At 70.2% G+C, this 23,037-nt stretch carries 30 protein-coding genes; 13 read left to right on the top strand and 17 right to left on the bottom strand.

What is annotated here, in order from left to right; translation table 11 throughout:
* The 4 genes from ACLJQ7_RS12800 to ACLJQ7_RS12785 are packed head-to-tail and all read right to left on the bottom strand — an operon-like array spanning position 1 to position 2,932.
* The gene (locus ACLJQ7_RS12800; protein WP_410648393.1) at positions 1 to 1,260 is read right to left on the bottom strand and encodes an MFS transporter; all 1,260 of its coding nucleotides are present in this window, start codon (positions 1,258 to 1,260) and stop codon (positions 1 to 3) included.
* Positions 1,257 to 1,604 carry a VOC family protein gene (locus tag ACLJQ7_RS12795; protein WP_410648391.1) on the bottom strand — a complete coding sequence of 116 codons (348 nt, stop codon included), beginning with the start codon at positions 1,602 to 1,604 and terminating at the stop codon, positions 1,257 to 1,259. The genes ACLJQ7_RS12800 and ACLJQ7_RS12795 overlap by 4 nt, the downstream gene beginning before the upstream one ends.
* Complete coding sequence (locus tag ACLJQ7_RS12790) at positions 1,601 to 1,762, bottom strand: CopG family transcriptional regulator (RefSeq protein WP_219148215.1); 162 nt, start codon at positions 1,760 to 1,762, stop codon at positions 1,601 to 1,603. The genes ACLJQ7_RS12795 and ACLJQ7_RS12790 overlap by 4 nt, the downstream gene beginning before the upstream one ends.
* A gap of 9 nt (positions 1,763 to 1,771) precedes the next feature.
* Positions 1,772 to 2,932: an MFS transporter gene (locus ACLJQ7_RS12785; protein WP_410648390.1), complete on the bottom strand. Its 1,161-nt coding sequence runs from the start codon at positions 2,930 to 2,932 to the stop codon at positions 1,772 to 1,774.
* Positions 2,933 to 3,009: 77 nt separating this feature from the next.
* Here ACLJQ7_RS12785 and ACLJQ7_RS12780 point away from each other — a divergent pair, with 77 nt between their 5' ends.
* Positions 3,010 to 3,576 (top strand): helix-turn-helix domain-containing protein, encoded by a 567-nt coding sequence (locus tag ACLJQ7_RS12780; RefSeq protein WP_410648389.1) that lies wholly within the window; start codon positions 3,010 to 3,012, stop codon positions 3,574 to 3,576.
* Positions 3,577 to 3,718: 142 nt separating this feature from the next.
* Here the strand turns inward: ACLJQ7_RS12780 and ACLJQ7_RS12775 are convergent, their stop codons facing one another.
* The 5 genes from ACLJQ7_RS12775 to ACLJQ7_RS12755 form a co-directional block, all read right to left on the bottom strand.
* On the bottom strand, positions 3,719 to 4,126 hold the full coding sequence (locus ACLJQ7_RS12775; RefSeq protein WP_410648388.1) for a VOC family protein: 408 nt from the start codon (positions 4,124 to 4,126) through the stop codon (positions 3,719 to 3,721).
* Between the two features lie 28 nt (positions 4,127 to 4,154).
* Positions 4,155 to 5,516 (bottom strand): pyridoxal phosphate-dependent decarboxylase family protein, encoded by a 1,362-nt coding sequence (locus ACLJQ7_RS12770; RefSeq protein WP_410648387.1) that lies wholly within the window; start codon positions 5,514 to 5,516, stop codon positions 4,155 to 4,157.
* On the bottom strand, positions 5,513 to 5,989 hold the full coding sequence (locus ACLJQ7_RS12765) for a DUF6463 family protein (RefSeq protein WP_410648386.1): 477 nt from the start codon (positions 5,987 to 5,989) through the stop codon (positions 5,513 to 5,515). Before ACLJQ7_RS12765 ends, ACLJQ7_RS12770 begins: the two co-directional genes overlap by 4 nt.
* 80 nt (positions 5,990 to 6,069) lie before the next feature.
* A complete protein-coding gene (locus ACLJQ7_RS12760; protein WP_410648385.1) occupies positions 6,070 to 6,714 on the bottom strand; it encodes a response regulator in 645 nt (214 codons plus the stop codon).
* On the bottom strand, positions 6,711 to 7,943 hold the full coding sequence (locus ACLJQ7_RS12755; protein WP_410648384.1) for a sensor histidine kinase: 1,233 nt from the start codon (positions 7,941 to 7,943) through the stop codon (positions 6,711 to 6,713). The genes ACLJQ7_RS12760 and ACLJQ7_RS12755 overlap by 4 nt, the downstream gene beginning before the upstream one ends.
* Before the next feature lie 142 nt (positions 7,944 to 8,085).
* On the opposite strand from ACLJQ7_RS12755, the gene ACLJQ7_RS12750 reads away from it, so the two are divergent.
* From ACLJQ7_RS12750 to mscL, 3 genes are all read left to right on the top strand, one after another.
* Positions 8,086 to 8,397 carry an FmdB family zinc ribbon protein gene (locus tag ACLJQ7_RS12750; RefSeq protein WP_410648383.1) on the top strand — a complete coding sequence of 104 codons (312 nt, stop codon included), beginning with the start codon at positions 8,086 to 8,088 and terminating at the stop codon, positions 8,395 to 8,397.
* Positions 8,398 to 8,513: 116 nt separating this feature from the next.
* Positions 8,514 to 9,155 carry an SAF domain-containing protein gene (locus ACLJQ7_RS12745; RefSeq protein ID WP_410648382.1) on the top strand — a complete coding sequence of 214 codons (642 nt, stop codon included), beginning with the start codon at positions 8,514 to 8,516 and terminating at the stop codon, positions 9,153 to 9,155.
* A gap of 96 nt (positions 9,156 to 9,251) precedes the next feature.
* Entirely contained in the window at positions 9,252 to 9,656 is a 405-nt protein-coding gene (gene mscL / locus ACLJQ7_RS12740) for a large-conductance mechanosensitive channel protein MscL (RefSeq protein ID WP_410648587.1), read from the top strand.
* Positions 9,657 to 9,662: 6 nt separating this feature from the next.
* Here the strand turns inward: mscL and ACLJQ7_RS12735 are convergent, their stop codons facing one another.
* Positions 9,663 to 9,836 (bottom strand): hypothetical protein, encoded by a 174-nt coding sequence (locus tag ACLJQ7_RS12735; RefSeq protein WP_410648381.1) that lies wholly within the window; start codon positions 9,834 to 9,836, stop codon positions 9,663 to 9,665.
* A 55-nt stretch (positions 9,837 to 9,891) separates the two neighbouring features.
* On the opposite strand from ACLJQ7_RS12735, the gene ACLJQ7_RS12730 reads away from it, so the two are divergent.
* Positions 9,892 to 10,170 carry a hypothetical protein gene (locus ACLJQ7_RS12730; RefSeq protein WP_410648380.1) on the top strand — a complete coding sequence of 93 codons (279 nt, stop codon included), beginning with the start codon at positions 9,892 to 9,894 and terminating at the stop codon, positions 10,168 to 10,170.
* A gap of 4 nt (positions 10,171 to 10,174) precedes the next feature.
* Here the strand turns inward: ACLJQ7_RS12730 and ACLJQ7_RS12725 are convergent, their stop codons facing one another.
* A complete protein-coding gene (locus tag ACLJQ7_RS12725; RefSeq protein ID WP_005155592.1) occupies positions 10,175 to 10,675 on the bottom strand; it encodes a molybdenum cofactor biosynthesis protein B in 501 nt (166 codons plus the stop codon).
* Positions 10,676 to 10,797: 122 nt separating this feature from the next.
* On the opposite strand from ACLJQ7_RS12725, the gene ACLJQ7_RS12720 reads away from it, so the two are divergent.
* Positions 10,798 to 11,865: an NAD-dependent epimerase/dehydratase family protein gene (locus ACLJQ7_RS12720; RefSeq protein ID WP_410648379.1), complete on the top strand. Its 1,068-nt coding sequence runs from the start codon at positions 10,798 to 10,800 to the stop codon at positions 11,863 to 11,865.
* A 70-nt stretch (positions 11,866 to 11,935) separates the two neighbouring features.
* Positions 11,936 to 12,739 (top strand): MBL fold metallo-hydrolase, encoded by an 804-nt coding sequence (locus ACLJQ7_RS12715; protein WP_410648378.1) that lies wholly within the window; start codon positions 11,936 to 11,938, stop codon positions 12,737 to 12,739.
* 99 nt (positions 12,740 to 12,838) lie between these two features.
* Here ACLJQ7_RS12715 and ACLJQ7_RS12710 read toward each other — a convergent pair whose 3' ends face one another.
* The 3 genes from ACLJQ7_RS12710 to ACLJQ7_RS12700 form a co-directional block, all read right to left on the bottom strand.
* On the bottom strand, positions 12,839 to 13,888 hold the full coding sequence (locus ACLJQ7_RS12710) for a sensor histidine kinase (RefSeq protein WP_410648377.1): 1,050 nt from the start codon (positions 13,886 to 13,888) through the stop codon (positions 12,839 to 12,841).
* Positions 13,885 to 14,583, bottom strand: a complete 699-nt coding sequence (locus ACLJQ7_RS12705) for a response regulator transcription factor (RefSeq protein WP_034305757.1) — start codon at positions 14,581 to 14,583, stop codon at positions 13,885 to 13,887. Before ACLJQ7_RS12705 ends, ACLJQ7_RS12710 begins: the two co-directional genes overlap by 4 nt.
* Before the next feature lie 92 nt (positions 14,584 to 14,675).
* Positions 14,676 to 16,028 (bottom strand): hypothetical protein, encoded by a 1,353-nt coding sequence (locus tag ACLJQ7_RS12700; protein ID WP_410648376.1) that lies wholly within the window; start codon positions 16,026 to 16,028, stop codon positions 14,676 to 14,678.
* A gap of 131 nt (positions 16,029 to 16,159) precedes the next feature.
* Between ACLJQ7_RS12700 and ACLJQ7_RS12695 the strand changes: the two genes are divergently transcribed.
* From ACLJQ7_RS12695 to ACLJQ7_RS12675, 5 genes are read left to right on the top strand one after another with little or no spacing between them, the layout of a single operon-like run.
* On the top strand, positions 16,160 to 16,816 hold the full coding sequence (locus ACLJQ7_RS12695) for a glycosyltransferase family 2 protein (RefSeq protein WP_410648375.1): 657 nt from the start codon (positions 16,160 to 16,162) through the stop codon (positions 16,814 to 16,816).
* The gene (locus tag ACLJQ7_RS12690) at positions 16,813 to 17,457 is read left to right on the top strand and encodes a DUF2064 domain-containing protein (protein ID WP_410648374.1); all 645 of its coding nucleotides are present in this window, start codon (positions 16,813 to 16,815) and stop codon (positions 17,455 to 17,457) included. Before ACLJQ7_RS12695 ends, ACLJQ7_RS12690 begins: the two co-directional genes overlap by 4 nt.
* Entirely contained in the window at positions 17,454 to 18,062 is a 609-nt protein-coding gene (locus ACLJQ7_RS12685; RefSeq protein ID WP_410648373.1) for a methyltransferase domain-containing protein, read from the top strand. The genes ACLJQ7_RS12690 and ACLJQ7_RS12685 overlap by 4 nt, the downstream gene beginning before the upstream one ends.
* Positions 18,059 to 19,126: a molybdopterin-dependent oxidoreductase gene (locus ACLJQ7_RS12680; protein ID WP_410648372.1), complete on the top strand. Its 1,068-nt coding sequence runs from the start codon at positions 18,059 to 18,061 to the stop codon at positions 19,124 to 19,126. Before ACLJQ7_RS12685 ends, ACLJQ7_RS12680 begins: the two co-directional genes overlap by 4 nt.
* Entirely contained in the window at positions 19,123 to 19,533 is a 411-nt protein-coding gene (locus ACLJQ7_RS12675; protein ID WP_410648371.1) for a hypothetical protein, read from the top strand. The genes ACLJQ7_RS12680 and ACLJQ7_RS12675 overlap by 4 nt, the downstream gene beginning before the upstream one ends.
* 236 nt (positions 19,534 to 19,769) lie before the next feature.
* Here the strand turns inward: ACLJQ7_RS12675 and ACLJQ7_RS12670 are convergent, their stop codons facing one another.
* Both ACLJQ7_RS12670 and ACLJQ7_RS12665 read right to left on the bottom strand, forming a co-directional pair.
* Positions 19,770 to 21,188: a S1C family serine protease gene (locus ACLJQ7_RS12670; RefSeq protein ID WP_410648370.1), complete on the bottom strand. Its 1,419-nt coding sequence runs from the start codon at positions 21,186 to 21,188 to the stop codon at positions 19,770 to 19,772.
* 85 nt (positions 21,189 to 21,273) lie between these two features.
* A complete protein-coding gene (locus tag ACLJQ7_RS12665; protein ID WP_410648369.1) occupies positions 21,274 to 22,074 on the bottom strand; it encodes a DeoR/GlpR family DNA-binding transcription regulator in 801 nt (266 codons plus the stop codon).
* 92 nt (positions 22,075 to 22,166) lie between these two features.
* Here ACLJQ7_RS12665 and ACLJQ7_RS12660 point away from each other — a divergent pair, with 92 nt between their 5' ends.
* Positions 22,167 to 22,538, top strand: coding sequence for a VOC family protein (locus ACLJQ7_RS12660; protein ID WP_410648368.1), 372 nt, complete (start codon positions 22,167 to 22,169; stop codon positions 22,536 to 22,538).
* Here the strand turns inward: ACLJQ7_RS12660 and lspA are convergent.
* Positions 22,528 to 23,034: a signal peptidase II gene (lspA, locus tag ACLJQ7_RS12655; protein WP_410648367.1), complete on the bottom strand. Its 507-nt coding sequence runs from the start codon at positions 23,032 to 23,034 to the stop codon at positions 22,528 to 22,530. The genes ACLJQ7_RS12660 and lspA overlap by 11 nt on opposite strands.
* Between the last annotated feature and the right edge of the window lie 3 nt (positions 23,035 to 23,037).

Here is a 23,037-nt window from a genome sequence, read left to right as displayed (position 1 = left end):
TCATTCCCGGCGTGTTGCGGCGTAGGCGGCGGCCGCCAGTGAGGCCGCGAAAAGCGCGTACGAGGCGAACAAACCGGTGCCGGAGGAGCTCAAAGCGCCACCGACGGCCCGGCCCAGCAGCTGCCCGACGCATTCCGCGGTGATGACGGCGGTCGCCAGTTCCGCGGCGGTGAAACCGCTCGAACCCGCGGTGGTGGCTCTGATGTACAGGCCCGGATAAGCGAGTCCGACGCCGATCCCGGCGACGGCCCAGGCGGTGAGAGCCGTGGCGAACGAACCACCGAAGGCGAGGACGGCGGTGCCGAGTGCGGTCATGCCCAAGCCCACGAAGGGAAAGCGAGCCGAAGTGAACTTGGCGGCCACCAGGCTCGTCACCGCCCAGCCGAGCGGGGCGGCGCTCAACACGATCGCCGCCTGCCCGAGGCTCACCTGGAACCCGCTCGTCAGGAGCACGGTGATGAGACTGTCCGCGCCGAAATAGCCGATGGCGAACAGGACCATCGCGCCGAGCGCGGCGGGGGTTCCCGGCCGGAGCCGTGCGGTGCCCGGCGGCAGGATCGCGACCATCCCGACGACGGTGATCGCCGCCCCGGCGAGCGCGAGCGGCCAGGAACCCCCGCTGAACACGACGAGTGCCGCTCCCAGCGGTACCGTCAGCGTCTTCGCGATCGGTCGCTGTGCGTCCTCTGTGGACGGTTCACCACTGGCGGCGCGCACGACCAGCAGCCGTCCGAAAAGGACGAACGGCACCGGGATCAGCAGGGTCCACCGCCAGCCGACGAGATGTTCCAGGCCGAGGGTCGCGGCCGGGCCGACGAGGGCGGGCACGATCCACATCGCCGAAGACGCCGCGACCACGCGGATCCGCAACCGGTCGTCGAGGTGCCGGATCGCCGAGCTGATCCCGAAGATCGCCAGCAGGCCACTGGCGAGCCCGGCGGAGAACTGGCCGAGGGCGAACATCCACGCCGTCCGGGACGTCGCGGCCAGGAGCAGCCCGCCGAGGTACGCGGCCATCCCGACGGCGAGCGTGCCGCGCGGGCCCAGCCTGCCGAGAACCCGGCTCGCCAGGGGAAGCGCGACGAACAACCCCAGTGTCGAGCCGGCGATCAGGAGCCCGAGATCGTTCCTCGCGTCAAGGTCCGCGGCGACGATCGGCAGCAGGCTGGAAGCGACGAAACCGGTGACGGCCGCCGCGAACTCGAGCGCGACGATGCCCACCGCGAGGAACAGCGGGCCCGCGCGCCGGGTCTCGGTCACGTGTAGAGGTCGCGGTCGTACAGGTTGAGCTGCACCCATACGCCGTCCGGATCCTGGACGCGCAACGAGTGACCGAAACCTTCGTCCATCGGCGGCCCCGGCTCGAAGCCGGCCGCTCGCAGGCGTTCCGCGACGTCCTCCAACGGTTCTTCGACCGCGAAGGCCAACTCGCAGCGGCCCACGTCGTCGCCGGAGGACCGGTGGATGGCCAGCACCCCGCCCGCGGCGGGCATCTCGACCCAGCCGCCGGGGCGGGACACCGGCCCGACGCGGAGGCCGAGCGTCTCGTAGAACCGCGTCATCGCCTCGACGTCCGCGCTGTAGCGGATCGGCATGACCTTCATCGCTCACGTTCCTCACTGGTCCGCAGCAGGTACTCCTCCAGCACCCGTTCGACGAACGACGAGAGCGACTCGTCGGCGTCGACGGACGCGTGCTTCACCCGCTTGATGAGGTCGTTCGGCAGGTAGACGTTGAATTGCCGTTTGGCGACCTGGGACATGCTCGCATGCTAGCAAGTGAGCATGCGATCACGCGAGCGGTCGAAGAGCACCAGCGGGATCGTGGCCAGCGCCAGTGCCGCGCCGATCCACGGGATCGCGGTCAGCGAAGCGCCCAGATTCAGCGCCCCGGCGGCGAAGGCCGGGGTGAGGCTGATGCCCAGTTGGAAGGCCGAGACCGTGGTCGCCCCGGCGAGGGTCGGGGCGGAAGCGGCGATCGTGAAGACCCGCCCGTAGAGCGCCGGATTGAGCACGAAGGCCGCGACACCCAGCAGGAACACCGTCGGCACGACCACCAAGGCCGAAGTCGCGAAAAGTGCGAGCAGCACCGAAAAGACCGCGATGCCGACGCCGCCGCCCAGCAGCGCGTGGTGCGGCCGTCGATCCGAGATCCGGCCGCCGAGCGACAGTCCGGCGAAGGCGCCGATCCCGAACAGCGCGAGGACCACGGGGATCCAGATCGCGGGCAGGACGTCCGCGAGCATCGCGGCCAGGTAGTTGAACGACACCATGTACGCGGCCGTGCTCAGGATGGTGATCGCGTAGACGCCCCAGAGGCGCGGCGTCCGCATGGCGCCCAGTTCACCCGAAAGGCTCGGGGCGGCGGACGTCGTGGCGGGCAGACCCACGGCACAGGCGACCATACCCACGGCGGTGAGCGCGACGACGCCCCAAAAGCCGCCGGTCCAGTCGGTGAGGTTGCTCAGCAGGGTGCCCGCCGGTCCCCCGGCCACCATGGCGACGCTGAGCCCGGCGACGACGACACCCGAAGCGCGGGCGTTGCGGTCGGGGGTGACCAGGCTGATCGCGGTCACGGCGGCGACGGCGAAGAAACCGGCGTAGGCGAGACCGGCGATGAACCTGGTGATCAGGAGGATCCAGTAGTCGTCGGCGAGCAGGCCGGCCGCGATGGCGACGGCGAAGACCGCCTGCGTGGTCATCAAAGCCGTACGCCGCGGCCACTTCAGGCTCAGTACGGCGAACGGTGGGCCACCGAGGACGACACCGAGGGCGAACGCGGTGATGAGCGCACCCGCGGACGACAAGGAGACGCCGAGATCGGCGGCGGCCGCGGGCAGGACCCCGGCCATCAGGAACTCGGCGCTCCCCATCGCGAACAGGCTGAAGGACAGGAGATAGACCCCGGCGGGAAGGCGTTTCGTCTCGATCATGCCGCCAGCATCGGAAGCTTCTGGCTGTTTCGGCAAAGAACTTTGCCGGAATCGGGACGAACTGCTGTGCTGGCGGCATGGAGAGCCAACCCACCGTCACCGCGGCGATCGAACAGATCGCGCCCCGGCTGCGCCGCGCCCGGGAGAAGAAGGGCACCACGCTGGTGGAACTCGGCCGCGCCACCGGCATCTCCACCAGCACCCTGTCCCGCCTCGAATCCGGGCAGCGCAAACCGAGCCTCGAACTGCTGCTGCCGGTCATCGCCGCGCTGGGCCTGCGCGTCGACGAGATCGTCGCCTCACCGAGAGTGCTCGAAGCGCCCGCAGATGGCCGGGACGGGCGTGTCCTTATCCCGCTCACCCGGCACGAGGACGGGCCCCGCGCCTACAAGATGACGATCCCGGCGAGCGACGACGAACCCCACCCGCGAACGCACGGCGGACGCGAGTGGCTCTATGTGCTGCGGGGCAGGCTCCGGCTCGTGCTCGGCGACCAGGACGTCGTGCTCGGCGCGGGCGAGGCCGCCGAGTTCGACTGCCGGACGCCGCACTGGTTCGGCGCCACCGGCCGCGGGCGGGTCGAGGTGCTCAGCCTGTTCGGCGAACAGGGCGAACGGGTCCACGTCCGCGCCCGCACCCGGTGAGCAGGTGCGGGATCCACGACACGCGTGTCGTCCATCCAGTCACGCGTGTCGTCCGCCGGATCACGCGTGTCGTCCGGTCGATCACGCGAAACCTCCGCATCGGCACCGGGGCCGGTCACGCCATGGACGACTTATCCCGGGATCAGACGCGCTGCTGGATACGGATCAGGTTCCCCGACGGGTCGCGGACGGCGCCGTCACGCAGGCCGTACGGCTGGTCGGTCGGCTCCTGGATGACCTCGGCGCCCGACTCGTGCAGGTGCTTGAAGAGGCCGTCGAGATCGTCGGAGGAGAACAGCATGCCCGCGTAGGTGCCCTTGGCCATCATCTCGCCGATGACGCGGCGTTCGTCCTCGGTGATGCCCGGGTCGACGGCGGGCGGGTGCAGCACGATCGACACCGGCTGCCCCGGCGGGCCGACGGTGATCCAGCGCATGCCGTCATAGCCGACGTCGTTGCGCACCTCGAAGCCGAGGATGTCGCGATAGAAGGCCAGAGCGGCGTCGGGGTCGGTCTGCGGGAGGAAGCTCCCGTGAATGGCGATGTCCATGACGGTCACGCTAGGTGAGGCCGGTTCCCTACGCTTCTCGATTCCTGATCGCCTCTATCGCGGCGACACTGCGGTCGACGTCCGCTTCGGTCGTGCTCCAGTTGGACACGGAGACGCGCATCAGGCGCATGCCGTGCCAGGTGGTCGCGCCCATCCAGCACTCGCCGGAACGCTGAAGGGCCTCGACGACCCGGTCCGTATCGTCGCCGAAGCTGACGAGGACCTGGTTCAGCGCCACGTCGTTCACGACGGTGACGCCTTCGCACGCGTCGAGTTTCTCGGCGAACCTCCTGGCCAGCGCGCAGCATCGGTCGATCATTTCGGCGATCCCGCCCCGGCCGAGTTCGCTGAGCGCCGCCCACGTCGCGAACCCCCGTGCGCGGCGGGAGGATTCCGGCACGAAGTCGCTCGGCGCCCTCACCCCGCCTTCTCCCTGGCCGGTCAGGTACGCGGCGGTGAGCGCCATCGCGGCCCGGTGCGACTCGGGATGGGCGCAGAAGGCGTACCCGCAGTCGTAGGGGACGTTGAGCCACTTGTGTCCGTCGACCGCCCAGGAGTCGGCTTTCTCCAGCCCCGCGGTCAGCCGCTTCAGCGTGGGGGCGGCGGCCGCCCAGAGCCCGAACGCGCCGTCGACGTGCACCCACGCTCCATGGCGGTGGGCGATTTCGGTCGCGGCGGCGAAATCGTCGAACGCGCCCGTGTTCACGTTGCCGGCCTGGAGGCAAACGATTGCGGGCCCGTCGAGCTTCCGCTCGAGATCGGCGATGTCGATGGCGCCTTGGCCGTCCGCGCGGACCGGCCGGACCGCGTCGGTGCCCAGGCCGAGCAAGCGGAGGGACCGGTCGATCGTCGCGTGCCGCTCTTCACTGGCGACGACCGGCAGCGGCGGCGCCCCGGACAACCCGCGGCGTTCGACGTCCCACCCGGCCCGCGCCAGGACGTGATGCCGGGCGGCGGCGAGGCCGACCGTGTTCGCGCCCTGCCCGCCGGTCACGAAACCGTACGAGGCGCCGGACGGCAGGCCGAGGACGTCCTTGAGCCATTCGCCCGCCACCTCCTCGACGATCGCGGCGGCGGGCGAGGTGATCTTGTTGAACGCGGGCTGGTCCCAGCCGGTCGCCAGCATGTCGGCCGCCGTCGCGGCGTCCAACGCGCCACCGGTGACGAAACCGAAGTACCGCGGGCCGGTGTTCGCCACCAGCGCCGACTCGACGGCGTCGGCCAGCCGCCGGATCACGTCGGCGGGCGCGGCGGGTCTTTCGGGCAGGTCACCGAGCTTCTCCCGGACGCCCGTCGTGTCGTCGGGGAAGACCGGGACGTCGGCGACGCTTTCGCGGTAACGGGTGACCCGGGCGGCGACGTCGGCCAGCAGATCCCGCAACTCGGTCATTCACTCATGATTCCACGACCTCGGCCGTGAAGGTTCTTCCCGAACCAGGCACCTGTCAGGAAGAGCGCGCCGATGAGCAGCAGGATCATCGTCCCCGCGTCGAAACCGCCCAGCAGTCCGAGCAGGACCGCCCACGCGACGACGCCCGAGCCCAGCCAAGCGGGCACGCGTTCGCCACGCCGGGTGTGCCGGACCACCAGCCCGCCGAGCAGGAGCAACGGCACTCCGAAACTGCCCGGGCTGAGCCAGAACGCCTCGGCCATGGGAAGCCGGTCGGGCGTGGGGTCCAGCGTGACCGTATTAAAGAATCCTTCGTCGAAGATCCGCGCCCAGACGTCCTGGCGCATGAAGCCGGCGACGACGGTGTGGAAGAGGCCACCGCCCAGCGCGAGGATCCCGCCCCAGGTGGCTGGGTCGCGCCACCGGAAGCGGGTGGCCGTGGTCGCTTCGGAAGTCGTTTCGATTGTCCGCATGCGCATCAGGCTGCTCGACGGCGCGACGGGAATCCTCGGCCTGAGGTAGTCGGCCCCTCCTCCGAAATGATGAGATCGGCTCAGCTCGGACGCACGAGTCCGTTCTCGTACGCGAAGATCACCGCCTGCACGCGGTCACGGACCTCGAGCTTGGCGAGGAGATGACCGACGTGCGTTTTGACCGTGGTTTCGGAGAGGAAGAGCCGCTGCGCGGTCTCGGCGTTGGAGTATCCCTGCGCGATCTCCAGCAACACGTCGCGTTCACGTCCGGTGAGCCGCTTCAGCAACGGAGAAGTGCCGCGTGCGACCGTGAGCTGGTCCAGCATGCGGCGGGTCGTGGAACGCGCGATCACGGCATCGCCGGCGTGGACCGCGCGGATGGCGTGCAGCACTTCGCCGGCCGACGCGTCCTTGAGCAGGAAACCGCTCGCGCCGGCGCGCAGACCGGCGATGGCGTACTCGTCCAGGTCGAACGTCGTCAGCAGGATCACCTTGGGCGCGTTCTCGCGGGCGGCGACCAGCCCGGTGGCCTCGACCCCGTCCATCCGCGGCATCTGGACGTCCATCAGCACAACGTCGACCCGGGTCTCGGCGAGCTTCGCGACCGCTTCCACGCCGTCGGCGGCCTGGACGACGATCCGGATGTCGTCGGTCGCGTCGACGACCATGGCCAGCCCGGTCCGGACCAGTTCCTGGTCGTCGACCAGCGCGACGTCGATCGTCATCTCGAAGCTCCCTGTTCGCCGACGCGGAACTCCGCGCGCACCCTGAAACCGCCGTCGGCCGGACCGGCCTCGAACGTACCGCCCGCGGCACGCACGCGTTCCCGGACGCCGCTCAGGCCGGCGCCCGTGCCGGGGAGCGACGGCCGCGCGCCTGCCCCGGCTCCGTCGTCCTCGACGACGAACACCGACACCTGCGGAGTGTGCGTGATCGTGACGGTGACGACCGTGCGCGGGCCCGCGTGCTTGACGCTGTTGGTCAAACCCTCCTGGACGAGCCGGTACGCCGCCATGGCCGCGCTCGCCGTCAGCGCGTCGGGCCTCCCGTGCTCCGTCAGGCGGACATCGGCACCCGTCGCGCGGACACGGTCCACCAGGGCCGGAATCCCGGCAAGCGTGGGCCGCGCCTCGGTCTCCCGCAGCACCCGCAGCGTGTCCCGCATGTCGGCCAGCGCCTCACGGGCGGTCCCGGCGATGACGGAAAGCGCCTGCGCCGCGCGGTCCGGCGATCTGGAGACGATGGCGGAGCCGCCTTCGGCCTGACGCACGATGACCGCCAGTGAATGGGCGACGATGTCGTGCATGTCGCGAGCGATGCGCTGTCGTTCCTCGGCCGCGGCGCGCTCGGCGGCTTCCGCGGCCTCGTCGGCGAGGCGGCGCCCCCGGTCGAATCGGAACCGACCCACGGCCCAGGTGCCAGCCACCGCCGCGACCAGAGCGAGAACGGCCAGCAGCAGCGTGAGCCACCCAGTGGGGAGCGCGCCGTAAGCCGTCGCCGTCCGAGCGGTGCACAGCAACGCTCCGAGCACGCCGATCCCGAGGGCGAGCAGGCTCTCGCTCCGCGGACGGCGCGCGGCGACGGTGTAGAGAAGCACCAGGAAGGCCGCCGACGTCGGGAGAAAGAACAGCGGGATCTCCATGCGGTCGCTGTCGCTCGCCAACCCCAGCGGGGCGGGCTGGACCACCGTGTTCGGCAGCGCGATGAGCACCGCCATCGCGAGCCCGGCGGCGAGGAACGCGGGTGCGGTGGCGAGCCGCCGCAACGCGACGGTGGAGTGCACCACGATCCCGCAGACACCCGCGACCCACAGCGCCCAGGCCGGGGAGTCCGCCACCAGGAGGATGTCGAGCGAAGGCGGCCCCAGCAGTGCCGCGACGGCCAGGGCGAAGAGGACGTCCAGAACGAGCGGGTGTGTCCGCGTCCACCGGTCCACGCGGTCGGTCCACGTCACGGCCATGATCGTAGCCACCGCCGGGCGTGACCAGGGCATCATGTGACCTTGGGAAACCTTGTTTGACCTGCGCCGGAATGCCCCGGTACCGTGTTGTGTTAGCACTCTTGTCGGCTGAGCGCCAATGCACGAAGGAGCAGCAGTGCCCACCTACCAGTACGCCTGCAAGGAATGCGACCACGCTTTCGAGGCCGTGCAGTCGTTCTCCGACGCGAGCTTGACCGTGTGCCCACAATGCTCGGGCCCGCTTCGCAAGGTCTTCAGCTCGGTCGGCGTGGTCTTCAAGGGCAGCGGTTTCTACCGCAACGATTCGCGCGACTCGAAGGCCAGCACGACCTCCGCCCCGGCCAAGACCGAGACCAAGTCGGAGTCGAAGACCGAGTCGAAGTCGGAGACCAAGAGCGCCGCATCCTCCTCCACGGGTACGACGAAAACGGCCACCGCCGCTTCCTGACGTCCCGAGTTGTCCACAGGCCCCCGGTTATCCACAGCCGGGGGTTTTCGTACTTTCCAGGGCAGCGCACCTGCCCCTAGCGTCGAGATCATCACCGATCGACGAGGGGGAATCCCGTGCTCCACCATCTGCCCGTCCTGCGAAGACTCCGCGGCAGGCCGGCCCGGCTGTTTCGCCGCTGGCTCGCCCTGTCCCTGCTGCTCGGCGGCCTGATCGTCCTGTTCCTGCCCGCGTCGGCGCGCGGCACGCCCGGCACCGCGACCGTCGTCTCCGCCCGCGACCTCCCGGCGGGTTCGCTGCTGCGCGCCGGGGACGTCACACTCGTCGACCTCCCGGACGACGTCCGTCCACAGGGCGCCACCGGCGTGGCGTCCTCAGTGGAAGGACGGATGCTCGTCGGGGCGGCACGGGCGGGTGAACCGCTGACGGACGTCCGCCTGCTGGAGGCGGGCATCCCCGGATCGGGTGATCCCGAGAGTTCGACCGTCCCGGTGCGGCTCGCCGACGCCGGTGTCGCGGAGCTGCTCAGGCCGGGCCGCCGGGTCGACGTAGTCGCGGCCGCCGAAGCCGGACGCGAGGCGTCCGTGCTGGCCAGCGCGGCCGTCGTGGCGGCGGTGGGCGAACAGGGCACCCGCGATCCGAAGGCCTCCGGCGCCGGGAGCAAGGGACCTTTGGTGCTGCTTTCCCTGCCTTCCGCGATCGCGACACGGGTCGCGGCCACCTCGCTGGAACGGTCCATAACGGTTACTCTCCGCTAGCTCGCGCCTGCCCTGCGGCGGCGGGCGCCTGCGTCCCCCCGGTATGGAAAAAAGGGACGGTCGGCGAACCGTCCCCAGGTGAAAGAGGAGAGCGTCTTGATCAAGGGCTTCAAGGACTTCCTGATGCGCGGGAACGTCGTCGACCTCGCGGTCGCGGTGGTCATCGGCGCCGCGTTCACAGCGATCGTCACGGCCTTCACGAACGGCCTGGTCAAACCGTTGATCAACACCATCGGCGGGTCGGACGCCGCCAAGGGGCTGGGGTTCAACATCCTCGCCGCGAACGATGCCACGTTCCTCGACTTCGGCGGCGTGATCAACGCGGCGATCAACTTCGTGCTGGTCGCGGCCGTCGTCTACTTCGTGATCGTGCTGCCGGTCAAGCACGTCCAGGAGCGGCGCAAACGCGGTGAAGAGGCGGGCCCCGCGGAGCCGACCGACGTCGAACTGCTCACCGAGATCCGTGACCTGCTGCGCGCCCAGCAGAACCGCCAGGGCTGAGCCGGATCACCGGTCGTGATGAGGCGGCCGGTTCTCCAGGAACCACGAGTCGGAGTCCGGGGGGCGCTGCCCCGGCTCTCGCTCGTCGGAGGTCGTGTCCGGCAGGACGTCGCCGAAGATCTCGTCGACCCGCCGTTTCTCCGTCGCCCCGCGGCGCTTGTCTTCGTCTTCACCTGGCATGACGTCTATTTTCGCACCGGTCGCGGGGGCCGTCCGCCGGTGGGACCATCGGCGCATGAGCATCGTCGACAAAGCGAAGGGGCTGGCCGCGCAGGCCATCCACAAAGCGGAAGAGGTCGCGGGCGACGTCCGCGAGAAGGCCGGGCCGCTGGCCGAGAAGGCGGGCGACTTCGCGGCCAAGGGTGTCTCGGCGGCGTCCGCCGGGGCGAACAAGGTCACCGGCGGCCGGTTCGAGGACAAGATCGGCCAGGTCACCGAGAAGGTGGAGGGGGTGCTGCACCAGGACAAAAAGGGCGAGCCCGGGACCGAACCCGGACCCGCCCCGAAGAACTGAAGAACTAGGCCTCTTCGAGCCCGGACAGTTCGTCGATCACGTACGGCACCAGCGACGAGAGCGTCGCCATGCCGTCACGCACGGCCGCGCGGGAACCCGCGAGGTTGACCACCAGTGTGCTGCCGGAGACGCCGACGAGCCCGCGGGAGATGCCCGCGTCCACCGCGCCGGCGGCGAGGCCCGACGCGCGCAGCGCTTCACCGATGCCAGGGATCGGGCGATCGAGCACACCGGCCGTCGCGTCGGGGGTGCGGTCGCGCGGGGAGACCCCGGTGCCGCCGACGGTGATCACCAGGTCGGCACCGCCGATCACCGCGGTGTTGAGCGCGTTGCGGATCGCGGCCGTCTCGGCCTCGACCACCACGACGCCGTCGACGATGAATCCGGCCTCTTCGAGCAGCTCCGTGACCAGCGGTCCCGTGTTGTCCTCGTGTTCGCCGTGGGCGACCCGATCGTCCACGATGACCACCAGTGCGCGGCCCAGCCGTTGTGCGCTCCGTTCCATGGTCACACCGTATCCGGTTTCGGCTGATCTTCGCTTCAGCGGTGCCGCGTAGTTGTGACGATTCCCTGACGTGAGCCCGCGATCCGGCGCCGCCGCCCTCGATCGCCCTTAGCGTCGGAACGGTGCGAACACTGGTAACCGGCGGGGCCGGGTTCATCGGCTCCCACATCGCCGATCTGCTGGCCGATGAAGACGAGAGCCATGAGGTTGTCGTTCTCGACAACCTCCTGAGCACCGCGCACGGTTCGTCCCGTCCGCCCGGCTACACCGGCCGCCACCGGTTCCTGCGTGGCGACGTCACCGACGCGGAGCTGGTCGCCGAGCTGCTGGACGGCGTCGACGCGGTCTGTCACCAGGCGGCCGTCGTCGGACACGGCGTCGACCCGTCCGACGCGCCGTCGTACGCGTTGAACAACGACTACGGGACCGCGGTCCTGCTCGCCGCGATGCACCGCGCCGGAATCCGGAAGCTGGTGCTCGCCTCGTCGATGGTCGTCTACGGCGAAGGCCGCTACGAATGTCCCGTCCACGGGATCGTGCCGCCGTCGGCCCGGAAACAGTCCGATGTGGACACCGGTCGCTTCGAACCCGCGTGCGTGGTCTGCGGCGCCGATCTCGATTGGCGGCTGGTCCCCGAGGACGCGCCGCTGCGGCCGCGGAGCACCTACGCGGCCACGAAGCTCGCGCAGGAACATCTGGCGGCGGCGTGGGCCCGGCAAACCGGCGGAACGGTCTGGGCTTTGCGCTACCACAACGTCTACGGTCCGCGGATGCCGCAGAACACCCCGTACGCGGGCGTCGCGTCGCTGTTCCGGTCCTCGCTCCTGCGCGGTGAGGCGCCGATCGTGCTGGAGGACGGGAAACAGCGGCGCGACTTCGTGCACGTCCATGACGTGGCGAGGGCGAACGTCCTGGCGCTGCGCACTGACGGGCCCGAAGGTGACCTGACCCCGCTGAACATCTGTTCCGGGCAACCGCACTCGGTCGGTGAACTCGCCGAGGAACTCGCGAAGGCCTGTGGCGGCCCGTCTCCGAGGATCGCCGGGGGCGCCCGGCCCGCCGACGTCCGGCACGTCGTCGCCGACCCGGCCCGCGCCCGGCAGCTGCTCGGTTTCACCGCGCGAACCGGTTTCGCCGAAGGCATCGCCGGGTTCGCCACCGCTGAGCTGCGAGAACCGGTCGGTCTCTGAACCCGGGAACAGACGCGGCCCCCGCTGGGTTGTCGTTCCCGGCAACGGAATCGACTTTTTGGGGGTTTTGGTGGGCATCACCATCGGAGACATCGAGATCGAAGCGCTCGGGGACGGTCTGATCAGGCTGCCGCTCGCGTTCTTCCCGGGTCTCGACCCCGAAGCCCACCCGGACGTCTTCGACGAGGACGGCACCGTGCACGTCCCGACCGGCGCGTTCCTGATCCGCGGCAACGGCCGCACGATCCTGGTCGACACCGGCCTCGGCCCGCGCGAATTCGCCTTCCCGCCGGGGATGACGCCCGCCAAGGGCGATCCCACCCCGCCGATGGGTACGGGCGGCGACCTCGCGGCCGCGCTGGACAAGGCAGGCTGCCCGGTCGACGAGATAGACACCGTCTTCCTCACCCACCTGCACAACGACCACATCGGCTGGATCGCCCCCGAAGGCGACCTGACCTTCCCCTGCGCTCAGGTCGTCTTCGGCCAACTCGACTGGGACGCCTTGATCGCGCCCGCCGGGACGGGCGAATGGAGCCGTGTCGGCATGGAGATCGCCCGCGGCGCGGGGCTGACCGAGGCGATCAGCGGCGACGTCGTCGAGATCGCGCCAGGGATCGTGGCGCGGCACGCCCCCGGTCACACGCCCGGCCATTACGTCCTCGACATCACCGCGGACGACGAGCGCCTGCTGCTGCTCGGCGACGTCCTGCACACACCCGCCCAGCTGACGGACACGCGAGTGGGCTTCCTCGGCGACGTCGACCCGGAACTCGCGTTCCGCACCCGGCAGCGGTTCCTCGCGGAAGCGGAAGAGGCCGGCGCGATCATCGCGCCGGCCCACTTCCCGGACATGGGATTCCTGCGGCTCTGAACTATTTGCCGCAGAGCACCTTGTCGGTGAGCAGCTGATCCGCCTCGCAGGTCCTGTTGCCGTCGGGAGTGCCGTATCCGTGAAGCCGAGCTGATCCGGTCAGGGCATGGCGAGCGGAAGCCGGACCTCGAACCGGCAGCCGGGGCCGTCGTTCCGCACGCCGATGCGGCCTCGATGGGCCTCGACGAGGCCTTTCGCGATCGCGAGCCCGAGCCCGCCGCCGCTCGCCAGCCCACCGCGCTCGGGAGTGCGCGCCGTCGTACCGCGGAACGCGACGTCGAAGACCCGCCCGATCTCGTCGTCGGGGATCCCGCCGCAGCCGTCGGAGACCGCGAGCAGCGCCTCGCCGCCGTCGATGCCGATCTGGACCGCGACCGTCCCGTCAGGCGGTGTGTGTCGCACGGCGTTGGACACCAGGTTGCGCACGATCCGCGCCAGTTCCGGGTCGCTCCCCGAGACCACCGGCCACACGTTCGCGTACTCGATCATCCGCACGCGTTTCTGCTCGGCGAGCGGCGCTTGCGCGGCGACGGCGTCGCTCACGACGTCACGCAGCGGTACCGCCGCCATGGTCAGCCGCAGCGCGCCGGCGGTGATCCGCGACAGTTCGAACAGGTCTCCGACCATGCCGGACAGCCGCGTGGTCTCGCCGCTGATCCGGCGCGCGTAGCCGGTGACCTCGATCGGGTCGGCGACGACGCCGTCCGCGACGGCCTCGGCCATCGCCTGGATCCCCGCCAGCGGGCTGCGCAGGTCGTGGCTGATCCAAGCGACCAGTTCGCGCCGCGACGCCTCGGCCGCGCGCTCCCGTTCCCGCGCCTCCCGTTCCCACACGCTGCGGCGCGCGATCGCGCGGCCGAGCACGAGCGCCGCCGGCACGGTCACCAGCGCGACCAGCAGGCAGACCAGCGTCATCGTGGTCAGCGCCGGGGTGAACATGAACCCGCTGATCCCGAGCACCGCGATCAGCGTCGCGAGCACCGGGATCAGCACGAGGATCGTCATCGTGCTGGCCAGCGAACCGCGCCGGAGCAGATACAGCGCCAGCCCGCCGAGCAGCATCACCGGCAACGCGAACAGCAGCGCGAACGGCAGGATGTGCCAGGCGTGCGCCAGCATCTCGCCGAACGACTCACCGGAGCCGATCATCGCCGCACCGGGTCGTACCGGTAGCCGACGCCCCACACGGTGGCGACGCGGACGGGTTTCGCCGGGTTCTTCTCGATCTTCTCCCGCAACCGTCTCACGTGGACGGTCACGGTGGACTGGTCGCCGAAGTCCCAGCCCCAGACCTTCTCCAGCAGATCGGCACGGGAAAACGCCACGCCGGGATGGGTGAGGAAGAACGCGAGCAGATCGAATTCCCGGCTGGTCAGGGGAAGTTCGACGCCACCGAGGGCCGCCTGCCGGGCGCTCATCTGCAACGCGAGGTCGCCGTCGGTGATCACCCGCGCCGCCGGTTCGGGCCGCGGCATCCGCGCGCGCCGCAGGACCGACGCCACGCGCAACGCGAGTTCCTTGGGGCTGAACGGTTTCGTGACGTAGTCGTCGGCGCCGAGCTGGAGCCCGGCGATCCGGTTCTCCTCCTCGCCGAGCGCGGTCAGCATCACGACCGGCACCTGGCTCACCTGCCGCAGGCGACGGCACACCTCCAGCCCGTTGAGCCCGGGCATCATGACGTCGAGGACCACGAGATCCGGCCCGGTCGCCGAGAAGAGCCGAAGCCCCTCGGTGCCGTCCCCGGCGACGTCGACTTCGAAGCCCGCGACCTCCAGGTACCGCCGGACGACGTCCCGCACGGTCTCGTCGTCGTCGACTACGAGCACCCTGCCCTGTTCCGTCATGCCATCCACCTCATCGTCTGTCAGTGAACCCGCGGCCGCGAGGGCGCCCTGCCACCGCGATAGCGGAATCTTCGCGCTCCGCCAACAGAAACTCACCAGCTCGTCAGCACCAGATGGTTCACCACCAGCGCCGTGGCCGCCGACGCGGCGAGCCACCACCGCCGCCCCTTCGACGGCAGCAGCGCCACCGCGGGCAGCAGCCACACCTCGAACGGTAACCAGATGCGTTCGACCTCCGCCTTCGACAGGCCGGACAGGTCGGCGAAGGCGATCGTCAGCACCGCGGCCAGCACGATCAAGGTGACCGGCTCGCGGAACGACCGTTTCGGCTCGGCGAGGAACTCCGCGCCGGCCCGTCGTGTCCCGGCGATCACGGCCGGGCCGAGCGCGATCAGCACCGCCGCGATATCCGCCCACACCCAGTAGGAGTACGGGCGCAGCGTCGCGATCCCCTGGTAGTAGCGCTCGACCACCAGGTGATAGCCGTCGAGCCACCAGAACCCGGCCAGCGCGAACGCCAAGACGACCACGGCCACCCCCGCCGTGGCGAGGAGCAGGATCCGCCACTCGCGGGTCAGCACAACGACGGCGAGCACGATCACGCCGAGCAGCACGAGACCGTAGGAGAGGAAGAGTCCGAACCCGAGCAGCAGACCGCCGGGGAGCGCGAGGATCCGCCGTCGTGTGGCGAGCGCCAGCAGCGCGATCCCGGTCGCCGTGACCCCCGCGAAGAGACCGTCGGCGGACACGCCGATCCAGATCGCGCCCGGGGTCAGGACGGCGAAGGGCAGGACCGTTCTCGCGGCGTCCTGCCTGCCCAGCGCGGAGAGCGTCACCGGCACCGCGACCACCGCGAGACAGCCGACCAGCACGACGACCGTCGAAGCCCACGCGCCGCCCTGCAGACCGAGCCGGTCGAGCCAGACGAAGACCAGCGTCGCGCCCGGCGGATGACCGGAGACGTGCGTCGTCCACGAATCCGGCTGGAAATCCAGGATGCGCGAGGAGAACTCGTTCAGCATCTTCGGGATGTCGGTGATCCCCGGGACCTCGTGCAGGTACTCGTGTTCGGTGGCGAGCCTGCCGGTGAAACCGCGCGCCCACCCGTCGATCATCGCCAGCGAGAACGTCCACGCCAGCGCGGTCACGTAGCCGAGCGCGAGCAGCGGACGCCACCGCAGCCGAGCGGCGAGCAAGGGACCTTTGGTGACGACCACGAGCGCGAGCACGACCGCGGCCACCGAACCCGGACCCACATGCGGCAGCCACAACCCGAACAGCGGCGGCGCGAAGGCGTAGATCACCACGCCGGAACCGGGACGGTTGTAGTGGAGGCCGACCGCGATCGCGGCGGCGACCACGAGCATCGCCAGCCCCACGGCGATCAGATCGGCCCGGCGGCCGGTGCGGGAAGGGGCGGTGACAGTGGGCATCACCGGCACCATAACCGCGTTCCCCCGGTCCGGCGGTCCGGAACGGTGGTCTGTCAGAACTCGGTAAGGACTTCCCCGGCGTCAGAATTCGGTAAGCAGGGCAAGGGTTTTGGTCCGTCCATCCCGGACTTAACGTGCGTTGTGTGAACGATGACCAGGTTGACGTCGTGCTCCCCTGTCTCGACGAGGCCGGTGCCCTCCCCGGCGTGCTGGCGGCTCTGCCCGAGCGGTATCGGGCGATCGTGGTCGACAACGGCTCCACGGACGGCTCCGCCGAAATCGCGGCCGGGCTCGGGGCGAAGGTCGTCCACGAACCCCGGCGCGGCTACGGCGCCGCGGTGCACACGGGGCTGGAGGCGGCCACGGCGGACGTCGTCTGTTTCGCCGACGCCGACGGTTCCCTCGACCTCGCCGAACTGCCGATGCTGGTCGGCGGCCTCACCGACGCCGAACTGACGGTCGGACGGCGGGTGCCGACCGGCCCCGGTGTCTGGCCGTGGCACGCGAGAGCCGGGAACGCGGTGATCTCGTCGCTCTTGCGGTACAAGGGATTGACGGTCCGCGACATCGCGCCGCTACGAGCCGTCCGGCGGCAGGCGCTGCTCGATCTCGACGTCACCGATCGCGCCTTCGGTTACCCGCTCGAACTGCTGATCAAGGCGAATCGCGCGGGCTGGCGGGTCACCGAGTTCGACGTGTCCTACGGCGAACGCGCCAAGGGCACCAAATCGAAGGTCTCCGGCTCGCTGCGAGGAACGCTCCGCGCCGCGCGGGATTTCGGGCGGGTGCTGAGCCGATGACCTTCTGCCTGTTGATCGTCGCCAAGGCGCCCGTGCCCGGTTTCGCGAAGACGCGGCTGTGCCCACCCGCGACGCCGGAGCAGGCCGCCGAGATCGCGGCCGCCTCACTGCTCGACACCCTCGAAGCCGCACTCCTGACCCCGAACGCACGCGTGGTCGTCGCCATGACCGGTGACCTCGGCAGGGCCGCCCGCGGCACGGAGATTGCCGCGATACTCCGGAAAACGGAGATGATCCCCCAACGCGGGGAAGGTTTCGACCTGCGGCTCGTCAACGCCCACGCCGACGCGCCCCGGCACGGGGAACCGGTGCTGCAAATCGGCATGGACACCCCGCAGGTCACCCCGGCGCTCCTGGCCGACGCCGCCGACCGGCCCGAAGATTCCGTCCTCGGGCTCGCCGAAGACGGCGGCTGGTGGGCGCTAGGGCTCAAGGATCCCTTGCACGCCAAGGCTCTCGCGGGCGTCCCGATGTCGCGTGACGACACCGGAAGGCAGACCCTGCGTGCTCTGGCCGACATCGGGCTGTCCCCCGGCGTCCTGCCCACACTGTCCGATGTGGACACTTTCCTGGACGCGCGCCGGGTCGCCGCCACGACTCCGCACGGCCGGTTCGCCCGAGCGGTGGCGGAAGTCCGGTGACCGCCTTCGACCGCGGCCTGCTCGGCCACCGCTGCTGGCTGGAACTGGCGACCGGCGAACGCGTCGACCTGCCGGTGGACCGCTGGACGGCCATCCCCTGCGACGGCGACGACGTCCTCCTCGGCGCGTGTGACGGCCCGACGCTGGACGTCGGCTGCGGGCCCGGCAGGCTCACCGCCGCGCTGACCGAACGCGGCGTCGCCTCGCTCGGCGTCGACATCTCGGCCACCGCCGTGCGGCTCACCCACGCCCGTGGCGCCGCCGCGCTCCACCGGGACGTGTTCGACCGGCTCCCCGGCGAAGGGCGCTGGCGGCACGTCCTGCTCGCCGACGGGAACATCGGCATCGGCGGCGATCCGCATCGCCTCCTCGCGCGGATGGCGGAACTGATCACCGACTGCGGGACGGTGCTCGTCGAACTCGACCCACCTGGTCGCGGCCTTCGCCAAGACCGCGTCCGCCTCCGCCCCGACAACGGCGCCTGGTTCACCTGGGCGTGGGTCGGCGTCGAGGCGATCGCGGACCTCGCCGCGCGCACCGCGTTCCGCGTCGCGTGGTCCACCAGCCACGGTCACCGCTGGTTCGCCTGCCTGGAGAAAGCATGAACACCCCTTCGGAGCGGGTGACGTCCCGGATCGGGCTCGCGCTCGCCGTCACGTTCACGCTGTGCTTCGTCACCGGCCTGATCAGCCATCTCATCCAGCATCCGCCGTCGTGGTCCGGCTGGCCGAGCCGCCCGGTCTGGCTGTACCGGGTCACGCAGGGCACGCACGTGATCTCGGGTATCGCGTCGATTCCCTTGCTGCTGGCCAAACTCTGGAGCGTCTACCCGAAGCTGTTCGAGCAGCCGGTGATCCGTTCGCTGCCGCACGCGCTAGAACGCCTGTCGATCCTCGTGCTTTCCGCGGCCGCGTTCTTCGAACTCGCCACCGGCCTGTTCAACGTCGCGCAGAACTATCCGTGGACGTTCTACTTCCCGCAGTTGCACTACGCGGTCGCTTGGGTGGCGATCGGCTCGATCCTGGTGCACATCGCGGTGAAACTCCCCATCGTCCGGCGCTCACTCACGACAAAGCCCGAACCCTCGCGGCGCGCCTTCCTCCGCACGACCTGGCTGGCCGCGGGAGTCGGCGTCGTCGCGACGGCCGGCGCCACGGTTCCGTTGCTGCGCGGTGTTTCCGGCCTGTCGTGGCGCAGCGACAAGGGCCCGCAAGGCCTGCCGGTGAACCGGACCGCCGCGGCGGCGGGCGTCCTGGACGCGGCGAACGACCCCGGCTGGCGGCTTTCCGTGGTGACGCCTAACGGTACGAAGACCTATTCGCTGGAAGAACTCCGTGCCCTCCCGAGAACTTCGGCCGAGCTGCCGATCGCGTGCGTCGAAGGATGGAGCGAGTCCGCGCGCTGGAGCGGCGTCTCCCTGCCGGAGTTGTTGCGGCACGCCGGAAGCGCACCGGGCACTCCGGTCCGCGTGTTCTCGTTGGAGAAGGCCGGGCTCTACGGGATCAGCGACCTCCCCGGCGAGCACACCGCGGACGACCTCACCCTGCTGGCGCTGGAACTCAACGGTGAAGTGCTCGACGCCGACCACGGCTTCCCATGCCGGATCATCGCCCCGAACCGGCCGGGCGTCCTGCAGACGAAATGGGTCACCCGGTTGGTGACGCTGTGAAGACGTTGCGGCTGTTGCTGTTCCTGCCCGGCCTCGCCGCGCTCGCGTGGGGCGCGGTGCTGTTCTCCGAGTACGCGTTCCCGCTGCGCCCGGACGTCTTCGGGACGCTCGGGTGGCTCGTCGGCGGCCCGCTCGCGCACGACCTGCTGATCGCGCCGCTGGTCGGTGCCGTGGGCTTCACGCTGAGCAGGTTCCTCCGGGAACGCTGGAAGACGCCGGTCAAGACGGGCGCGGTGCTCACCGGAGTGCTGACGCTGCTCGCGTTCCCGTTGCTGTGGCGGCCTTTCGGCGGCGCCCGGAACCCGGGCCTGCACGACGCCGACACCGTCACCGGCCTGCTCGTCACCTTGGCGGTCGTCTGGCTCGGCGTGCTCGTGGCCGCGCTGATCCGGCGGAAGGCGAACTAGCCGATCAAGCGCCGCGACCGTGTTGCGAAAGCCACTTTCGCAACGTTGAAGGTTGCGAAAGTGGCTTTCGCAACCCCTCCCGGTTCGGGCGGCGCGAGCTTGGCCCCTTACGAAAAGAGCCACGCGCGACCGGGATTGGCAGCCGGCCGCGCGTGGCTTCTTTGGGTCCGGCCCGCTGGGGGTTCGAGCCGGAGCTGGTCTCGGCCGCGCACTGCGGCCGAGCGTCTCTGGAAGGGCTAGTTCGGGGTGACGGGCTGCCCGCCGAGGGTCACCTCGATGACCTTGTCCCCGCTGAGCGTGAACTTCACCTTGTCGTTCGGCGCCCGGGTGCGGATCTCGGCGACGAGGGCGTCCGCGTTGGGGATCGAGCGGTCGTCCAGCTTCGTCACGACGTCACCGGATTTGAGGCCCGCCTTCTCCGCCGGGCTGCCCGGCGAGATCTCACCGAGCTGCGCCCCGCCCGCCGGCGCCGTCTGCACGCGTGCGCCGATGAAGGTCTGCGTCGCCTGTCCGGTGTTGATGATGTCGTCGGCCGTGCGGCGCGCCTGGTCGATCGGGATCGCGAAACCGATGCCGACGTTGCCGCCGCTCTCGCCGCCCTGGCCCTGCGCGGACTTCGGGCTGTAGATCGCCGAGTTGATGCCGATGACCTGGCCGGCCATGTTCGCGAGCGGGCCGCCGGAGTTGCCGGGGTTGATCGCCGCGTCGGTCTGCACCGCCGACATCACCGTGGTCTGGTCGCCGTTGCCACCGGCGCTCACCGGCCGGTTCAGCGCGCTGACGATGCCCGAGGTGACCGTGCCCGTCAGTTCGAACGGCGAGCCGATGGCGACCACCGGCTGCCCGACGCGCAGGTCGTCGGAGCGGCCGAGTTCCACCGGGGTCAGACCGCTGACGCCGCTGACCTTCACCACGGCGATATCGGTCGTCGGGTCACGGCCGACGACGGTCGCCGTGCCCTTCTTGCCGTCCTGGAACACCGCCTGGATCTGCCCGCCACCGGCGGCGACCTCGACGACGTGGTTGTTGGTCAGCACGTAGCCGTCGGTGCTGAGCACGAAGCCGGAGCCCTCACCCGCACCCGATCGCCCGGACACCTGGAGCTCGACGACGCTCGGCGACAGCTTCTGCGCCACCGATTCGACGGAACCGGCGGGCAGATTGCCCGTCTGCTGGGCCGGCTTCGGCGCGTCGAGCGCGTTCACGGAGGAGCCGCCGGACGCGTCACCGGTCAGGTAGCCGACCGTGCCGCCCGCGACGCCGCCGACGACCAGCGCGATCGCCGCGACACCGGCGAGCAGCTTGCCCGGCGTGGACTTCTGCGCCTGCCGCTGCTGCGGGACCGCGTACATCGACGGCCCCGGCTGGGTGAACGGCGTCTGCTGGCCGGGGATCTGGTGTCCCTGGGTGTACTGGCCCTGGGCGTGGTGCTCCTGAGCGGGCGCCTGCTGGGTCTGCGTCTGCGACTGGGGAGCCCACGGGTTGTAAGCCTGCTGCGCTCCGGTGTGCGGAGTGGCATGGCCGCCGAGGCCGGTCGCGTCAGGCTGCTGCGGCGCGGGCTGGGCCGCCCAGCTCGCGCTCTGCTCCGCGTCCGGCTGAGCGCCGGCGGGCCGCGCCTTCTCGGCGTCCTGGCCGCTGGGGTCGTTCTCGGTCATGTCTTCACCTTGCGGGATGGTCCTGAGAAGTTCCTGAGCCAAAGCTGTGCATCGCACATGAGTATGGCGCCCCCGGCCGTCGACTTCACGCTTCTTCGGCTTCTGCCGTTTCCGCCGTTTCGGCGATCATCAGCTCACCCGCCTGCTCGGTGAGGGTTTCCCTCGCCTTGTCGGACAAACCGTCGTCCGAGACGACGACGTCGGCCTCTTCGAGCCCGGCGATCGTGGAAATGCCGACGATGCCCCATTTGGTGTGGTCGGCCAGCACGACCAGCTTGCGGCCCGCTTCGACCAGCGCGCGGTCGGTCTCGGATTCGGTGAGGTTCGGCGTGGTGAACCCGGGCCCCTCGGCCATCCCGTGCACGCCGAGGAAGACGACGTCCAGGTGCAGCGATCGCAGGGTCTGCACGGCGACCGGCCCGACCAGCGCGTCCGACGGGGTGCGGACGCCGCCGGTGAGGACCACCGTGCGATCCGGCTGATTCACGCCGCGCAGCACGTCGGCGACCTGGATGGAGTTCGTGACGATCGTCAGGCCGGGGACGTCGTCGAGCGCCCTCGCCAGCGTCCACGTGGTGGTGCCCGCGGAGACGCCGATCGCGGTGCCCGGCCGGACCAGCCCGGCGGCGAGGGCGGCGATGGCCTCCTTCTGCGCGCGCTGGCGCACGGATTTGGCCTCGAATCCGGGCTCGTCGGTGCTCTTGCCGACGACGGAGGTGGCGCCGCCGTAGACCTTCTCGACCAGTCCGCGGCCGGCGAGCACGTCGAGGTCGCGGCGCACCGTCATATCGGAGACGCCGAGCCTCGCGACGAGATCGCTGACCCGGACCGCGCCGGTCCGGCGCGCCTCCTCGAGGATCACCGCCTGTCGTTGCCGCGCGAGCACGATGCCTCCGATGACTGCACTGGGCCAACTACACAAAATCCTACGCGATCAAACATGGCGCGACGAGCTGAGCCGCCTGCCACCATGAGGCCATGGCCAGGCTTCGCGACGTCGTCTTCGACTGCCGTCATCCCGCTTCGCTGGCGCGCTTCTGGGCATCCGTGCTCGACGGCTACGAAGTCGCACCCTATGACGAAGAAGAGCTTGATCGCCTTCGTTCACTGGGATTTTCGGGCCCGGAGGAAGATCCTTCGGTGCTGGTCGAGGCGGCGTCGGGACCGCGGCTCTTCTTCAATCTGGTTCCGGAACCCAAGATCACCAAGAACCGGGTGCATCTGGACCTGAGGGGAGACAGCGTCGAACGGCTCGTCGCCCTGGGCGCACGGGTACTGGCGCGTCCCGAAGACGGATTGGTCATGCTCGCGGATCCGGAAGGGAACGAGTTCTGTCTCGTTACTCCTTGACGCCCTCGATCGGAACGCCGCGGAAGCTCAGCACGAAAAGCGAGACGGCGCCGAAGAACAACGCGATGTCGGCGACGTTCCCGACGAACCAGCCGTTGTAGTCGATGAAGTCGACGACATGGCCGCGCGCGAAGCCGGGCTCGCGGAACAGTCGGTCGCCCAGATGCGTCGTGGCGCCGCCGAGCAGCAGCCCGAGCGAGATCGCCCAGCCCGCCGAACGGACCTTGCGGGAGATCCACAGCAGCGCGACCACCGCGGCCGCCGCCAGGATCGCGAAGACCCAGGTGGAGTTCGCGCCCAGCGAGAACGCCGCGCCCGGGTTGTAGAGCAGCCGGAACCGGATGAAGTCGCCGATCACCGGGATCGGCGCCTGTCCGGTGAGGGCGTCGACGGCCCACCATTTGGTCAGCTGGTCGGCGGCCAGCAGCACCGCGGCCACCAGCAGTGTCCACAGCAGACGGCGGGGCGGCGGCTCAGGCGCGTTCTCGGTGCTCATCAC

Source organism: Amycolatopsis sp. cmx-4-54 (assembly GCF_046548895.1).
In the GTDB taxonomy this organism is placed as follows: Bacteria; Actinomycetota; Actinomycetes; order Mycobacteriales; family Pseudonocardiaceae; genus Amycolatopsis.
Note: the sequence above shows the minus strand (reverse complement) of the source record. Positions and strands in the feature narration are given on the sequence as shown.

Excerpts from the sequence above, each read along its gene's own strand:
- ACLJQ7_RS12770 (WP_410648387.1), bottom strand. The coding sequence starts at position 5,516 with ATGACCGAGTTGCGGGATCTGCTGGCCGACGTCGCCGCCCGGGTCACC.
- ACLJQ7_RS12760 (WP_410648385.1), bottom strand. The coding sequence starts at position 6,714 with ATGACGATCGACGTCGCGCTGGTCGACGACCAGGAACTGGTCCGGACC.
- lspA (WP_410648367.1), bottom strand. The coding sequence starts at position 23,034 with ATGAGCACCGAGAACGCGCCTGAGCCGCCGCCCCGCCGTCTGCTGTGG.
- ACLJQ7_RS12680 (WP_410648372.1), top strand. The coding sequence starts at position 18,059 with ATGAACACCCCTTCGGAGCGGGTGACGTCCCGGATCGGGCTCGCGCTC.
- ACLJQ7_RS12780 (WP_410648389.1), top strand. The coding sequence starts at position 3,010 with ATGGAGAGCCAACCCACCGTCACCGCGGCGATCGAACAGATCGCGCCC.
- ACLJQ7_RS12670 (WP_410648370.1), bottom strand. The coding sequence starts at position 21,188 with ATGACCGAGAACGACCCCAGCGGCCAGGACGCCGAGAAGGCGCGGCCC.
- ACLJQ7_RS12785 (WP_410648390.1), bottom strand. The coding sequence starts at position 2,932 with ATGATCGAGACGAAACGCCTTCCCGCCGGGGTCTATCTCCTGTCCTTC.
- ACLJQ7_RS12710 (WP_410648377.1), bottom strand. The coding sequence starts at position 13,888 with ATGATCGGCTCCGGTGAGTCGTTCGGCGAGATGCTGGCGCACGCCTGG.
- ACLJQ7_RS12725 (WP_005155592.1), bottom strand. The coding sequence starts at position 10,675 with ATGGAACGGAGCGCACAACGGCTGGGCCGCGCACTGGTGGTCATCGTG.
- ACLJQ7_RS12775 (WP_410648388.1), bottom strand. The coding sequence starts at position 4,126 with ATGGACATCGCCATTCACGGGAGCTTCCTCCCGCAGACCGACCCCGAC.
- ACLJQ7_RS12765 (WP_410648386.1), bottom strand. The coding sequence starts at position 5,989 with ATGCGGACAATCGAAACGACTTCCGAAGCGACCACGGCCACCCGCTTC.
- ACLJQ7_RS12730 (WP_410648380.1), top strand. The coding sequence starts at position 9,892 with ATGAGCATCGTCGACAAAGCGAAGGGGCTGGCCGCGCAGGCCATCCAC.
- ACLJQ7_RS12795 (WP_410648391.1), bottom strand. The coding sequence starts at position 1,604 with ATGAAGGTCATGCCGATCCGCTACAGCGCGGACGTCGAGGCGATGACG.
- ACLJQ7_RS12735 (WP_410648381.1), bottom strand. The coding sequence starts at position 9,836 with ATGCCAGGTGAAGACGAAGACAAGCGCCGCGGGGCGACGGAGAAACGG.
- ACLJQ7_RS12790 (WP_219148215.1), bottom strand. The coding sequence starts at position 1,762 with ATGTCCCAGGTCGCCAAACGGCAATTCAACGTCTACCTGCCGAACGAC.
- ACLJQ7_RS12700 (WP_410648376.1), bottom strand. The coding sequence starts at position 16,028 with ATGGTGCCGGTGATGCCCACTGTCACCGCCCCTTCCCGCACCGGCCGC.
- ACLJQ7_RS12660 (WP_410648368.1), top strand. The coding sequence starts at position 22,167 with ATGGCCAGGCTTCGCGACGTCGTCTTCGACTGCCGTCATCCCGCTTCG.
- ACLJQ7_RS12705 (WP_034305757.1), bottom strand. The coding sequence starts at position 14,583 with ATGACGGAACAGGGCAGGGTGCTCGTAGTCGACGACGACGAGACCGTG.
- ACLJQ7_RS12690 (WP_410648374.1), top strand. The coding sequence starts at position 16,813 with ATGACCTTCTGCCTGTTGATCGTCGCCAAGGCGCCCGTGCCCGGTTTC.